General features: G+C 69.2%; 14 protein-coding genes. 6 read left to right on the forward strand and 8 right to left on the reverse strand.

Features of this window, described 5'->3' with window-relative positions:
- Positions 1-106: 106 nt before the first annotated feature.
- Together ACLQ2R_RS19705 and ACLQ2R_RS19710 are read right to left on the reverse strand one after the other, a co-directional pair.
- Positions 107-1372: a DUF6907 domain-containing protein gene (locus tag ACLQ2R_RS19705; protein WP_425961460.1), complete on the reverse strand. Its 1266-nt coding sequence runs from the start codon at positions 1370-1372 to the stop codon at positions 107-109.
- Positions 1373-1468: 96 nt separating this feature from the next.
- On the reverse strand, positions 1469-1855 hold the full coding sequence (locus tag ACLQ2R_RS19710; protein WP_425961462.1) for a helix-turn-helix domain-containing protein: 387 nt from the start codon (positions 1853-1855) through the stop codon (positions 1469-1471).
- Between the two features lie 127 nt (positions 1856-1982).
- Between ACLQ2R_RS19710 and ACLQ2R_RS19715 the strand changes: the two genes are divergently transcribed.
- Positions 1983-2219, forward strand: a complete 237-nt coding sequence (locus ACLQ2R_RS19715; RefSeq protein ID WP_425961464.1) for a hypothetical protein — start codon at positions 1983-1985, stop codon at positions 2217-2219.
- A 299-nt stretch (positions 2220-2518) separates the two neighbouring features.
- Here ACLQ2R_RS19715 and ACLQ2R_RS19720 read toward each other — a convergent pair whose 3' ends face one another.
- On the reverse strand, positions 2519-3388 hold the full coding sequence (locus ACLQ2R_RS19720; RefSeq protein ID WP_425961466.1) for a site-specific integrase: 870 nt from the start codon (positions 3386-3388) through the stop codon (positions 2519-2521).
- The gene (locus tag ACLQ2R_RS19725) at positions 3328-3669 is read right to left on the reverse strand and encodes a DUF3885 domain-containing protein (protein ID WP_425961468.1); all 342 of its coding nucleotides are present in this window, start codon (positions 3667-3669) and stop codon (positions 3328-3330) included. Before ACLQ2R_RS19725 ends, ACLQ2R_RS19720 begins: the two co-directional genes overlap by 61 nt.
- Positions 3670-3950: 281 nt before the next feature.
- Between ACLQ2R_RS19725 and ACLQ2R_RS19730 the strand changes: the two genes are divergently transcribed.
- Positions 3951-4538, forward strand: a complete 588-nt coding sequence (locus tag ACLQ2R_RS19730; protein WP_425961469.1) for a hypothetical protein — start codon at positions 3951-3953, stop codon at positions 4536-4538.
- Positions 4539-4723: 185 nt separating this feature from the next.
- On the opposite strand, the gene ACLQ2R_RS19735 is transcribed toward ACLQ2R_RS19730, so the two are convergent.
- The 4 genes from ACLQ2R_RS19735 to ACLQ2R_RS19750 all read right to left on the reverse strand — a co-directional run bounded on the left by ACLQ2R_RS19735 (position 4724) and on the right by ACLQ2R_RS19750 (position 10485).
- Positions 4724-5374 carry a hypothetical protein gene (locus ACLQ2R_RS19735; protein ID WP_425961470.1) on the reverse strand — a complete coding sequence of 217 codons (651 nt, stop codon included), beginning with the start codon at positions 5372-5374 and terminating at the stop codon, positions 4724-4726.
- A gap of 268 nt (positions 5375-5642) precedes the next feature.
- Entirely contained in the window at positions 5643-8792 is a 3150-nt protein-coding gene (locus ACLQ2R_RS19740) for an ATP-binding protein (protein ID WP_425961472.1), read from the reverse strand.
- 2 nt (positions 8793-8794) lie between these two features.
- A complete protein-coding gene (locus ACLQ2R_RS19745; RefSeq protein WP_425961474.1) occupies positions 8795-9418 on the reverse strand; it encodes a hypothetical protein in 624 nt (207 codons plus the stop codon).
- Positions 9418-10485: an endonuclease domain-containing protein gene (locus ACLQ2R_RS19750; RefSeq protein WP_425961476.1), complete on the reverse strand. Its 1068-nt coding sequence runs from the start codon at positions 10483-10485 to the stop codon at positions 9418-9420. Before ACLQ2R_RS19750 ends, ACLQ2R_RS19745 begins: the two co-directional genes overlap by 1 nt.
- A gap of 687 nt (positions 10486-11172) precedes the next feature.
- Between ACLQ2R_RS19750 and ACLQ2R_RS19755 the strand changes: the two genes are divergently transcribed.
- The 4 genes from ACLQ2R_RS19755 to ACLQ2R_RS19770 all read left to right on the forward strand — a co-directional run bounded on the left by ACLQ2R_RS19755 (position 11173) and on the right by ACLQ2R_RS19770 (position 13837).
- Positions 11173-12120 carry a TauD/TfdA dioxygenase family protein gene (locus ACLQ2R_RS19755; protein WP_425961478.1) on the forward strand — a complete coding sequence of 316 codons (948 nt, stop codon included), beginning with the start codon at positions 11173-11175 and terminating at the stop codon, positions 12118-12120.
- Positions 12121-12356: 236 nt separating this feature from the next.
- The gene (locus tag ACLQ2R_RS19760) at positions 12357-12767 is read left to right on the forward strand and encodes a VOC family protein (RefSeq protein WP_425961479.1); all 411 of its coding nucleotides are present in this window, start codon (positions 12357-12359) and stop codon (positions 12765-12767) included.
- Between the two features lie 91 nt (positions 12768-12858).
- Positions 12859-13245 carry a helix-turn-helix transcriptional regulator gene (locus tag ACLQ2R_RS19765; protein WP_425961481.1) on the forward strand — a complete coding sequence of 129 codons (387 nt, stop codon included), beginning with the start codon at positions 12859-12861 and terminating at the stop codon, positions 13243-13245.
- 118 nt (positions 13246-13363) lie between these two features.
- Positions 13364-13837 carry an iron chaperone gene (locus tag ACLQ2R_RS19770; protein ID WP_425961482.1) on the forward strand — a complete coding sequence of 158 codons (474 nt, stop codon included), beginning with the start codon at positions 13364-13366 and terminating at the stop codon, positions 13835-13837.
- The last annotated feature ends 2 nt before the right edge of the window (positions 13838-13839 follow it).

Consider the following 13839-nt stretch of genomic DNA (forward strand, 5'->3'; position numbering starts at 1 on the left):
GTGGGCGCGGGGGGGGCGTCCGTGAGTCCTTGTGGGGGGGGGGGGGGGGGGGGGGGCGGGGGGGGGGGGGGGGGCGCCCCCCCCCCGCCGGGCGCCGCTTCGGCGGTCAGGCGGGCTTGCAGATGCGGCAGCCCGGGTTCGGGCATGCGCCGTCGACGTCGGCCAGCACCATCGGCGCCGGGCTGGCCGGGGTCGTGGTGCGGGCCAGGGCGACCCGCTCGAGGATGGTGTGGGCGAAGTGCTCGGCCTCGGCGAGGGTGAGCACGGCGTCGCTGTCGTTGCTCACCTGGATCAGGGCGCCGTCCACGCCGTCATAGGTGAGCTCCACCACCCCGCCCACGCCGCCCCGTCCGCCGGGCAGCAGGGCGTGGCCGGCCCGACACATGCCGCCGGGCGGGTCGGCGGGGTGGTGGCCACCGCCGGTGCAGTCGTCGTGCTCCACACACCACGGGCGGCAGCCGGTCGCCGCCGGGCCGGACTGGTTGCCGCGGGCGGCCTCCAACAGGGCGCCCAGTCGGGCGTGATGCTGGGCGGCCTCGGCGAGCGTCATCGTCACGAGCTGCTCGGTGAGACCGCCGCGGCCTGCCCGCACCACCGGGGTCGCCTCCCGCTCGTCTTGGATGAGGAACAGGTGCAGCTCGTCGGGCTCCCACACGCCGGGCGCGGTCTGGACGGGCCGGTGCTGGGCGAGCGGGGTGGTGTGCAGTTCGCTGTAGTGGCCGCGGTCGTCGGGGTGGTCCTTGTCCTGGTGGAGGGCTTCACACCAGTCCGGGCACGGCATGGTCTGCCAGAACGGGCGCCCGTCGGCCGGGGCGGGGGTCGGGGTGTGGCCGGTGCGGAGCTGCGCGGTGAGGTCGCGCAGCCGGTGGGCGAGCTGGTCGGCTTCGGCCGGGGTGAGGTGGCGCTCCCACTTCTGCCAGGTCTCGCTCAGCGTGATGTGCGGGCCGCGGGCGTCGCCGTCGATGAGGACCAGGTCGGCGAGCAGGGTGACGGCGGGGCCGGTGGTGTTCTCGTCTGCGGTCTCGAGGGAGAGGGGCAGGTCGGGGCTGGACGTCCAGTGGGCTTGGGTGCCGGGGGCGTCGTCGCCGTGGTCGAGGCCTTCACACCAGGCGGGGCAGGCGGGGGCGGGGCGGGCGGCCGGCGGCTCAACAGCCGGGGCGGGCTGGAACTTCGCCTGCTGCTTGAGGCAGGACCGGCAGGTGACCGGCTCGCTGGTCTCGTCGTATCGACCGACGGCGGCGGAGGCGTCGGGGCGGGCCGGGCACAGCGGGTTGCCGGGGGTGGTGCTGGCGTGGACGGTGCCGGTGGAGCGGGTGCGCAGGTTCGCGGCGCTGCTGGCGGTGGCGGGGCTGGTGATCGTACGGTTGTCCATCAGGTGAGGGACCTTCCTGGTTTGGTTCTGATCCAGGGCCCGTTCCGGTGTTCGTAGCACTGGGCGGGCCCGCATTGCGTTGTGCGGGTGGAGCGGTCAGGCTGCGGTGCGGGCGGTGCGGGCGGCGAGCAGGATCCGCACCGCGGCGACGTGGTAGCAGCGGCGGCTCTTCACTCCGGCCGGGCAGGTGCAGGACTGCGCCGCGACCAGGTAGGTGGTGGAGCCGTCGCCGCTGACGGCGGTGTAGAGGTTGGGGCGCTTGGTCGGGAGGATCGCGCCCTGCTCGATCGCCTCGTGCGCCTTGTCGATCTGGAAGGGCTTGAAGTCGTCCAGGCCGGTCGCGGTGAGGGTGATGACCCAGCGGCCCGCAGCGTCCTTCGTGGCGGCGAGCTTGCCCGTCTTCGCCCACCGCTGAGCCGTGCGGAGGGAGACGTTCAGAGCGGCAGCGGCCTCACGGGTGGTGACCTGGATAGTGGTGCTCATCTGCGTTTTCTCCCGTTCGCCTTGCCTCTGCTGTGTACACAGCTAAGCATATGCTGTGTACACAACACAAGAGGGTTGACGAAACATCCCGTACGCTGTTGTCTACACAGCAGAGAGGGAGGCCGAAGTGGCTGCACGCACGGGACGAGGCGAAACGCCTATCCAGCACATCCGCATGGAGGATGACCTCTGGGATGCCATCAAGGCTCGAGCGAAAGAGGTCGACGGCATCACCGGCCCCGAGGCGATGCGGCGGCTCGGCATCCGCTACGTCAACGGCGAGATCAAGGCCGGACCGAAGCGAGCATGGCCGCTGGCGGTCAAGGCCGGCGCAGAGGAGGAACCCGCCGCAGAGGGGGCGTGAGCGCTCATTGAACTGGCGGTTTCGGAACACGTGGTCGGCCTCCCTGTCTCACAGCCGTCTCACAGACCCGCCCGGATCGGACGGAAAGCGTGGACGCTATGGACTACTTGGGGGCCCTGACCTGCACTGCCTGGACTACATGGAACCTGTAGACGCCCGTTAGATCACTGGGGGTCAAGGGGTCGCAGGTTCAAATCCTGTCGTCCCGACCAGGTTTTAGCTGGTCGGCAAGGGTGTCACCCGAAAGGGCGGCACCCTTTCCTCGTTCTGGGTGACTACCTGAGTGACTATCGCTCTCGTCATGTGAAGATCCGGTCCATCGCCTCCGCCCCGCCGAGCAGGACTGGGCGGATCTGCTTCCGGTAGACCGCCTCTGTTACCGCTGTCCCGCTGTGGCCGACGAGTCGCGCGATGTCCTCCAGGGGTACGCCGGAGTCGAACAGCAGCGAGACGAAGCTGTACCGCATCTCCCGAGGCGTCCAGTCCTTCGCGGGCAGCCCGGCGTCTTTCACGATCTTCCGGAACGCCCGCCGTGCGTTGTGGGAGTCCAGGGGAGTGCCGACGAGGGAGGCGAAGACGAGATCGTTCTCCGTCCACCTCGCGCCCCCCGCCCCCCGCTCCCTGTCCTGTTGGGTCCGGTGCTCCCGGAGGGCTTCGACGCAGCGACGAGGCAGCGCGAGAGATCTACGCGACTTCCGGGTCTTGGTGTCGCCGCCCTCCCGCACGGAGCGCCACACGGCGATCCACGGGGGAGTACCGGTGCCCGGCTTGCCGTCGAGATTCACCTCCGACCAGACGGGCGCCCGCAGCTCTTCCGTACGGGCACCGATGAGGAGGGAGAGCACGACGTAGGCGTACATCCGGGTGTCGCTCGCGGCCTTGAGGATGGCTTCCGCCTGGTCGAGAGCGAGCGCCTTGGACGGTCGCCCTTCCTTCCCCTCGGGGACCTCGCAGAGACCCACCACGTTGCGCTTCACCTTGTCGCGGGACTGGGCGAACCTCACCGCCCGGTTCAGGCACGAGTGGAGGAGGCGGACCGTTCGAGCGCTGAGTGTCCTGGCCTTCTCCGTGAGCCACCGGTCCACGTCCTCCGCGTACGGCAACGCGACTACGGGAAGGCGTGTTTCCGTTGCTGTGCCGCCGGAGTGACCTCTGATCGGCTTGGCCACCGCCGAAGGGTGAGTGCTGGAGTGTTCGTCCATTCGGCCGTGATGACCAGGAGTTCTGGGCCGGGATCGAGTTCGGACAGCATGGTGTGGTGGCGGTTGAGCACGATGGCGTATTCCGCCTCATCGTCCGGGTAGCGCTTTGACTCCGGCAGGCTGTGAAATCTGATCCAGCGGTCTGGGTAGTGACCGCGAAGCCAGTAGGCGACCGGTGGGCACTCGGGCCACTGCCGCTCCCAGAGCCGGCTCAGTGCTTGCGGATCGAAGTCGGCATCGGGAATCACCGCGCCGTTCTATCCGGTGGCCCGGTGGGTGGCCAAACGGTTTGATCGGCGGGGCAGCCACCGGGGGCCATGACGGGTGCTCCGGCAGGATGGGGGCCTGGGGGTTTTTGTTCCCCTGACCTACCGCTGAACAGCCTGGGAGAGCAGCGAATCCGGTAGCTGCCGTACATGTCAGCGGAAAATCTGCAAGCCGGCCGGCAGGGAAAAGACGTCCACCCCTATGTCCTGGAGGTACGGAATCGCAGGCCCGTCTTCTCTGCGGTTCCCTCTAGCTTTCCCTGGTGAGTTTCACCAACTTCGCACGCAAGGTACGTGACCCCGCGCTTCCTCATCGACACCGGGTGTCGGCGCTGCGCTCGTGCGTCCAGTTGTACCGTCCTCTGGGTTTTCACGCGACGCTGAGTTTTCTCGAACTACGGGCAGGAAGATTTCAGAACGACGAGACGGCGCTACTCGGTGCTCTCGAGGTGATCGAGGCGAGCCGGGCGGCTCGGCAGGACGAGATCACGGCTTACGCGACGATGCGCCGGGAAGCCAAGCGGCAAGGCCGGCGAAACCCACACGAAGGAGATCCCAACCCGCACACGCAGAGCCGCTGGTACCGGTACGGCGCTCCCCGGGAGGCCGCGCGTCACGCATTGTCGTTCTGGCTCCGGCGACGGCCGACCGGACCGCAACCCCTGATGACCGACCCGGCTCTCGCGGAGCTCCGCTGGTGTGTCAGCTCGTGTCTGGAGTTTGGCGGTGAGCCGACGGCGATGGAGGGGCACATCCTGGCCCTCCGGATGAAGGAGCTTGAGCGGCACCTGCAGTCGTGGGATCTTCTGCACGTCGTTCGGCACATCGAGGTCGCGGCCGGCCTGAGATGAGAGCGGTCGAGTTCAGCGCGGAAGATGCGGAGCGCTGACGAGGCCGCCAACCGCTTGTCGTTCACGACGGGCGGCCACGGCCGGGTTTTCTTCGGTCCCGGGCGATGAGCACGCCCGGGGCCTCGGCCGCTGCCGGACCCGGGGGTCGGCACGGACGGTGGAAAGGTTCCGGCTTACGTGCCGGGTTATCGGCGGACGATCGACCAGGGACCATTGGCCTTGACCGACGCGTACCGGGTGCCCGGGGGCAGCGAGACGGTGCCGTTGTAGGCGCCGACCTTGTTCGCGACCAGGTTGTGGGTCCGGCCGTTCGCGTCCAGCGTCCACACCGCGAAGTGACCGTCGCCGCTGTGACGGATCTTCAGGCGGTGCAGGCCGCGGCTGGTGCTGCTCAGCCGGAGCACGTCGTCGCCGGTGCCGCGGCTGGTGATCGACCAGGAACGCGCCTTCGCCAGGGGCAGCACCTGCAGGGTCCAGGCGCCCTCGGCCTTGACGCTGAACGCCGCCGTCTTGTTGGACGTGTTGGTGTTGAACGGGGAGGTTCCCCTGTAGGCACCGATCTCGTTGGCGAGGAGATCGTCCTCTCTGCCCGACGGGGTGAGGGTCCACACGGCGAAGTGGCCTTCCCCGTTGTGGGTGATCTTCACGATGCCGGGCTTGGTCGTCACCCGGACGCGCAGGAGCTGATCGCCCTCCCCGCGGTAGGTCGTCGCGGCCGACGTCCGTACGGTCGCCGGAGCCGACGGCCGTACGGTCGTCGCGGCCTGGGCGGGGGGAGCGAGCGGGGCGGCGAACGCCAGCGCGGCGAGAACGGCGAGGGCGTGAAGAGGGCGCATACAGGTACTCCAGGGGCAGAAGATGCGAGCGAGAGAGGACGCCGCCGAACACGCCCCGGTTGCCCGCTCGTACTGGCCAGATTGGGCCACCAGGTTTTCCCCCGGTGACGGGGAGGCCGCTCGACCCGGTGGGCGGGAACGCGAGGAAGCCCTCGCCGTCCGATGACGACAGGGGCTTCCGCCTGCTCCCGGGGGCGGCGGCGCGCACGATCCTCCCCGCGAGGGGACCGGGCTCCGGAGGAGCGACGAGTACGGCCGGCCCGCACGGTCATCGGCTCGCCCGGGCGATGACCTCCTCGGTCGTCAGCGGTGCCCTGGGGTGATGGGTCAGGCACAGGGGGGTACGTACCTTCGTGAACCTCGCGCCCTCGGGGGCGACGTAGAACTGGCCGCTGCGGAGCGAACCGATGTCATCGGCCCTGCCGCCCTTGACGCGGGCCATCGCCTTCGCGGCCTCGATCTGTACGTCCGCGTTGAGCAGGCCGTAGAACTGTGTCGAGGTGTTGCCCGGGATCCGGTTGTGCAGGCCCTTGGGTGCCTGGGTCGCGAACACCAGCCCGAGCCCGTACTTGCGGGCCTGGGAGGCCAGCGCGAGTGTGCTCTGCGTGCACGCGGTCATGGCGCCCGAGGGGGCGAAGGTCTGGGCCTCGTCCATCACGAAGAGCCCGCCCAGGGGCAGGTCGCCGGCGGGGTTCTTCCTGATCCAGGCGAACAGTGCCATCTGCAGCTGGTTCACGAAGGACTGCCGCTCGGAGTCGCCCTGGAGTCCCACGAAACTGATGACCGAGACCCGGGCACGCTTTCCCGCGGCCGGGGTGAGCAGCCGCCCCGGATCGACCGGCTCGCCTCTTCCCGCGAACAGCGGGTCGGTCACGGCGGCGGCCCGGAGCACCTGGGCGAGCCCGTCCGCGATCTTCGCCGCCCCACTGATCTGGCTGATGTCCTCGGGGAAGTCCGCGAGCAGGTGTATCAGCCCGTCGAGGCCGTTGTTCCTGTACGTGCCGAAGTGGACGACCGCCTCCATGAGCACCGCCCGGGCGAGCTGGGACCTGCTGCTGGCGCCCTCCGCCTTCGCCCGTGGGGTGAGCGCCGCCATGGTGGCGTGAACGGCCTCGTTGAACTCGTCGACGTCGTCCCGGACGCCGGCGAAGTCGGGCAGCGGCTGGAAGGCCAGCGGACGGCCCTTCTCCCTGCGCGGTGTCCAGACCACGACATCGGTGTCCGCGATGTAGCGAGCCGCCCGCTCCCCGTCCCCCGGGCCCCAGGCGGGAGGTTCCTGTGGCCATGGGTCGCCGAGACGGGCGAGGTCGTTGTTCGGGTCGAGCACGATCGAGGACACGCCCTGAAGAGCGCACTCCTCGACGATCCGCCTGATCAGGACCGTCTTCCCCGAGCCGGATCCCGCGAAGATCGCGACGTGCCTGCGGAGCGCCTCCAGGTCGACGGAGACCGGGTGCCCGCCGTCGTCCGAGCGCCCCACGGTCAGCGACGGCACCCCGGACGGCCTGTTTTCCGGGGAGCCGGCCGAGGGAGCCGGAAGTGACTTCGCCCGTCCGGACGGCTCCTCGGGGGCCGTCGGGGGGCGGGGATCCTGCGGAGCGGTCGGATCCGGCCAGTCACCCAGGGCGTCCTTGAGGAATCTGAGGTCGGCGGCGGGTCTCCTGCTGGCGATCCACTGGTCGAGGTGCGAGACGCTCTCCGCGAAGAGGTCCCGCAGGGCGCACATCACCTTGAGGTCCTCTTCGTCGGCCGTGACCACCCGGCCGCCCCTGGCGTGGAAGTCGGCGACCGCCGCCTGGGTGACCGGCCCGGAGTTCCACGGAATGTTCCGGACGATGATCAACCGGCGCTTGGGACTCTCCTCCGCGAGACCGGCCTTGAGCGCGGCCTTCCGGAGCCGGGTCAGCGCCGCCAGATGGTGCGTGGCGGCGATGCCGCGGAACGCCCAGTGGATCTCGTCCTCGGTCGCCTCGTTCAGGACCTGCTTGAGACCGGCGTGAAGGGAGGTCTTGCGGCCCATCGGCGGGTCGACCCGGTAGCGCGCCGACGTCCCGCGCTGCTCCACGATCCACGCCTGGAGGCCCGCCGAGATCAGGCCGGGAAGGACGGTGTCCTCCAGTTCGGTGTCCAGCGCTCCGCTGACGTCGGCCGAATCGGCCAGCATCGCGAACTTGATGTCGATCGCCTGGAGCACGTCCTCTCTGGGGTCGGCTTTCGCAGAACTACCGCCCATGTTCGCGAGCGCGTCGAGGCTGGCCAGCTCGGTGATCTCGCCGTCGTGGTGCAGGCACTTCTGGATGTGCTCGTGGAGACGTGCCAGGACCTGACGCGGGGTGTAGAACGGAGCCCGCGCGAACGCCTCCGGCTTGACCGGCCACGTCGGATACGGCCGGTCGAAGCCGATGTCCTTGAAGTGCTCCGCGAGCCGCACGGTGACGAGCTCCGCCCCGACCTCGGGGGTCGGGATGCGCCGAAGGAACGTGGCCCTGCGAAAGCGGTCCTTGAAACTTCTGACGGCCAGGTCCTCAAGGATCGTCCACGTCTCCGGCAGGCAGGAGAGAACCGTCAGGGTGCGGCTGGACACCTCACGGAGGCTGGTCAGCCCGTGAGCGAACTGGAGAATCGCCGAGGTCGCCGAACTGGTGGAGTCGTCCTCGGCGAAGAGGCTGCTCTGCGCGATGAACGTGTCGAGCTGGTCGAAGGCCATGACGCTCGGGCCGGTCAGCGCCAGCAGCCGCGAGATGTCACGGACGATCTCCTGCGGGGATTTGCGGACCTTCCGGAATCCCCACTCCTGCCGGTAGCTCTCACCGTCCTCGATCGAGCAGATGTAGGACTCGCCGATGTCCACCAGGGTGTTGTCACCGGCCGCCAGGAGCACGAGGGCGCGGGCGGCGTCCTGTGTGTCTCTGCCGACCCGGCGATCGATCCCGTACAGGGCCTCGATGAACAGGTCGAGATCTTCGCGGGTGACCGGCTGGTTGCCGATGATCGTCTTCTGGGTCTTTCGCGGGAGCTGCATCAGGCCCGTCAGACTGCGGAGAAATCGCTTGAGCTGGGTCTCCTCGTCCGCGCCCACCCGGGCCAGCCCGTCCTGGATGGACACGACGGCGCTCTCCCAGAAGTTGCGGGCGTCGAGAACGTCCATCAGGAAGAAGTAGCCTTCGCGCTGGACGGTCTGCTCACGCAGCCAGCTCATCAGGTGCGTCTTCCCGCTTCCGGCGCCACCTTCGAGGATCACCCCGACCGGGCTGGTCACGGGGGAGTCGGCGGCGGCGTCCAGTCCCGAGCGAAGAGCGAGGGAAGCCTCCGGGTGCATCCCGGGCACGTGGAACGGAACCGGCTGCCAGACGTCCTCGCTGGCGTTGACGGTCGAGAAGAGCTTGAGACTGCTCAGCGCGTACCATTCGGTGACCATCGTCACGCTCCGACGCGGAACTGATGGTTGGGTGTGCTGCCGATGACGATCGCGGCGGCGTGGTCCTCGGGCTTCAGGTCGCCCACGATCGCTACGGGCTCGATGTCCGCACGCCCGTTCAGCATCATGGCGCGCATGACGTCGTCCTGGAGATCCCGATCGATGTCGGTCAGGAGGGCTCGCAGCTTGGTCATCGAGACCCACCGGCCGACACCGGGTGTGAGCTTCGCATAGGCCTCGCGGATCCGGCCCTCCACCTCCTCCGGTGAAACCGTCGTCACGGGTGTCCGAGCGGGTTCCTCGACGACCGAGGTCGCTGCCTTGGGCGCCACGAGGGACCGCAGGTACAGAAGAGCCAGGGCTTTGCCCGACCGGGAGGACACGGGGATTCCCTTGCGTACCTCCTCGATCGCGCGATCTTCACCGGCCGGTGTGATCGTGTACCACAGAGCTCGTTTCCTGGACTCCGACTCGATCAACTTGGCGTCGACGAGACCTGCACGGTTCTTGGTATCGAGATCCAGGCCCCATTCAGCCTTCAGCTCCTTGTGGGGCAATGCGGTTCCGAGCTCCCTCAGTACGAGCAGAGCTGCGACCTGCCGGTACGTGAGTCTTTCTTCGGACATCAGCCTGCTCTTTCGCTCGTTCCGAGGCGTCGTGCCCGGAGGAATTCATTGATGTGGTGCAGAACTCCCGGTAGGTCGCTCATCACCTGCCGGTTGGTGAATCGCAACACCGTGAACCCGTCACGTTCCAGGTGCCGGTCACGAATCCGGTCGCGCTCCATGTGGGCGGACGTCGCGTGTTCCGGTCCGTCGAGTTCCACGACGCACTTCTCCCGGACCCAGATCAGGTCCGTGCGAATCATGATGAACAACGGGTCCTTGGATCGGTACGTCTGGTTCCAGGTCCGGCCATGAGCCCAGTCGCATTCCGCCAGGGCCGCCTCCAGCGCCTGTTCCACCGGGCTCCCGGGGTGCGGCCTTCCGGCGATCGGGGGCATTCCCACCGTCGCGGTGAGCGGCGGTGCCGTCATCGTCCCGGCCAGTCTCCTGACCGCGGCGGGTACCTCCAGGTGGAGGGTTTCGACGCGGCGCAGTTCGGGGCCGACGAGCCAGATCCCCATGCCGCTCCGGTGCGCCAGCCATTCGCACCCGGCGACCAGGAGCTTCTCTCCATGGGAGGTCGGCTTCTCCGGCACGTAGACGACCAGCGCCGCCGATTCGCGGCCGAACGTGGAGGCGATGACCCGGGCCAGACCGGCCGCCCGCGACTCCGGGGGGAACGATCGCCCCTTCGGGCCGCGCCTCCCGGGAACCAGCGGGCCGCGGTGCTGGACGGACCGGGCGGCGAGGTCGGCCAGGAACGGTCCGAAATGACGGGTGCCTGACGCGAGACGCATCGCGAGGATCCTCGCCGCCGCCACCCCGCCACCGCCGGGGCCGGAGAGCTTCTCCCCTCCGGGTAACCAGGCCGGGAAAAGCCCGATGGCCAGTATTTCCAGATCGCGGAGGATGGATTCCACCACTCCCGATACCGAATTACCTTCGGTCGCCGTGTAGGTGACGACGGCGGGGCCGGTCTCGGGTAAGGGATTCAGCAACAATTCCATCACATTGGCGTCAATGGCGGAATCGACTCCCGCGAGGCGGAACAGCCTCCCGACCGGGAGATCGCCCCACGACAATGGCACGCCGATCTCCCCCCGGACACTCCTCCGAAAATGTGACTTTGCGAAGGGTATAGGGCACAGGAGGTGACGAGTGAGAAATCCCGAAGATGTCGCCCGTTTCGGAGATCACAAAATCGCTTAAACGGTCATCCTGTGCCGGCGTGTTCCGCCTGGTCGCCCGAGGACGCTTTGACTTCGGCGGGCTGCGAAATCCGATCCGGCGATCCGGAGGGTGAACCGGGGGCGGACGAGGACACCTTTGACCGGCCGGTCATATCGAGGGGCGTGGCCGGCGGGACGGGGGCCGGTGTTTTCGTCCGCGGGCAACCGGCTGTGGCGGTGAGCCGCCTGTTTCCGGGCGCCTGCCCCGGTGGTGACCGGCACGAATTCCACGTTCGCCGACAGGAAGGTGTTCGGCGGCGGGCGCGACCGGGGCTCGTCGTGTCAGCGGTGCTGCCGCGCCCAGCGGCGGAGGACGAAGCCCGCGGCGACGAGGAAGAGGAGGACCAGCGCGATGTCCAAGGGGTTCACCATGCGCACCCCCCTGCCCCGCCGCGAGGGAACATCACCGGGGCGGGAGATTTTTACGGGCCGGACCGGCCGCGGAGGTATTACCTACTATTCCTGTAGGAATAGTTGACATTAGCCTTCCCCTGGCACACGCTGTGATACGACCCACCGCATCGCCCACCGAGAGGTGTCAGGGAAATGACCCAGCTCCACGACCACGCGTCCCCTGCCGTCACCGACGGCTCCTACCGGCACATCGACGTCACCCAGGTCGGCGGCGTGATCGGCGCGGTCGTCGGCGGCCTCAGGGTGGGCGGCGACGCCGACCCGGAGGCGGTCGCCGAACTGCGCGCCGCGCTGCTGCGCCACCGGGTGGTCTTCCTGCGCGACCAGCAGCACGCCACCGACGCCGACCAGCACGCGTTCACCAGGCTGCTCGGCATCGTGACCAGGCCGCACCCGACGGTGACCGGCGACGGTGAGGCCGTGCTCCCGATCGACTCCGAGCGGGGCAAGGCCAACAGCTGGCACACCGACGTGACCTTCGTCGACCGGATCCCGGCGATCAGCGTGCTGCGCGCCGTCACGCTGCCGCCCTACGGCGGGACCACGGTGTGGGCCAACACGGTGGAGGCGTACCGCAACCTGCACCCCGGCCTGCAGGCGCTGGTGGGCCGGCTGCGCGCGGTGCACTCGAACCTGTACGACTACGCGGCGCAGGCCCCGAGGATCGGCGGGGTCGACGTCAAGGAACAGGAGTACCGCGAGCAGTTCCGGAGCGACGAGTTCGAGACCGAGCACCCCGTCGTCCGCGTCCACCCCGAGACCGGCGAGCCGTCCCTGCTGCTCGGCCACTTCGTCAGGTCGTTCGGCGGCCTGAGCGCTACCGACTTCCAGGAGCTGTTCTCCCTGCTGCAGCGGCACGTCACCCGCCTGGAGAACACGGTGCGGTGGAACTGGCGCGAGGGGGACATCGCCATCTGGGACAACCGGGCCACCCAGCACTACGCCGTCGCGGACTACGACGACCTGCCGCGGCGTCTGCACCGCATCACGCTGGCCGGTGACATTCCCATCGGCGTCAACGGCGACACCAGCGTGGTCCGCAAGGGCGACGCCGGCGCCTTCTCGCCCGTCGCGGCCTGAGCGGGGAGCGTCCGCGGACACCCTCCGCGGACGCGCGCCGGGCACGCCCCTCCGGGGGACGCCTTCTCCGGGCACGCCCCTTCGAGGGACGCCTTCTCCGGGGACGCCACGAGCCGTCCCCTCACGGACACCCCCGGCGGACGCTCGCCGGGGACGTCGCGAGCCGTCCCCCTGTTGGCCGGACCGGTCAGAATTCGAGAAGCGTCGTTCACCGAGCCGTGGATAACGTGACGGTCATGGACATCACGATTCATACGAGCTTCCTGCCGCACGCCGACCCGGACGCCTCGCTGGTCTTCTACCGCGACACCCTCGGCTTCGAGGTACGCAGCGACGTCGGGCACGGCAAGATGCGATGGATCACCGTGGGACCCGCCGGCCAGCCCGGCACGTCCATCCTCCTGGCCCCGCCGGCCGCCGATCCCGGCATCACCGACGACGAGCGCCGCGTCATCGCCGAGATGATGGCCAAGGGCACCTACGGCTGGATCCTGCTGGCCAGCCGGAGCCTCGACGCCACCTTCGAGAAGCTGCGGGCCGGCGGCGCCGAGGTGGTCCAGGAGCCGACGGACCAGCCGTACGGCATCCGTGACTGCGCCTTCCGCGACCCCGCGGGCAACATGGTGCGCATCCAGGAGATTCACTGAGCCGTCCGGTCGCCGGCCCGGCCCTCCGCGTCGGCGAGCACCTCGCCGCGGAGCCCGGGTGCCCGCGGACATCGACCGAAGGAGATCTCTCATGTGTCGTCCCGCATGGGGGCGCGCGCTCACCGCGGCCCGGCAGCTGGAGGACCTCGCGCGACTGCGCCGCGTCCGCGACCGCATCGACCGCGAGTACGCGCGGCCGCTGAACGTCGAGGCGCTCGCCCGCGGCGCGGACATGTCGGCCGGGCACCTCGGCCACCGGTTCCGGCTCGCCTACGGTGAGCCGCCCTCCGACTACCTGATGACCCGTCGCGTCGAGCGCGCGATGGCGCTGCTGCGCGACGGCGACCTCAGCGTCTCCGAGGTCCGCCTCGCGGTCGGCTGCCCGTCGCCGGACCCCTTCGGCGCCCGCTTCACCGAGCTGGCCGGAATGTCACCCGGCGACTACCGGCGTCGTACGAGGGTGCGGCGGCGGCGCTGACGCCGACGTGATCGTTCGCTCCCGGGCGGAGACCGGTCAGTTTCGGAGAAGCCGTGACCTGGGCGGATCCCTAGCATGAGAGCGTCCAGATCACGCTTGACCGCAGAGGAGATCCACCATGACGAAGACGCGGCCGTCCGCCGGGGACACCGGCGCGAAGGAGACGTACGAGGGGTTCACGGACGAGGAACGGGACGCGATGAAGGAGCGCGCCCGGGAGCTGAAGACGTCCGCGCGGCGCGGCTCGCGCGGGGCCAAGGCGGACGTGGAGGGCGAGGTGCTCGCGAAGATCACCGAGATGGAGGAGGACGACCGCGTCATCGCCCAGAGGCTCCACGACATCATCAGGGCCGAGGCGCCGGACCTCTCACCGAAGCTCTGGTACGGGATGCCCGCGTACGCCAGGGACGGCAAGGTCGTCTGCTTCTTCCAGAGCGCGCACAAGTTCAAGACCAGGTACGCCGTCCTCGGCTTCAACGACCTGGCGAACCTCGACGAGGGCACCATGTGGCCGACCGCCTTCGCCCTGACGGAGCTGACCGCCGACGACGAGGCGCGGATCGGGGAGCTCGTCAGGAAGGCCGTGGGCTGAGG

The sequence above is a fragment of the Streptosporangium sp. DT93 genome (assembly GCF_049844535.1).
Lineage (GTDB): Bacteria > Actinomycetota > Actinomycetes > Streptosporangiales > Streptosporangiaceae > Streptosporangium.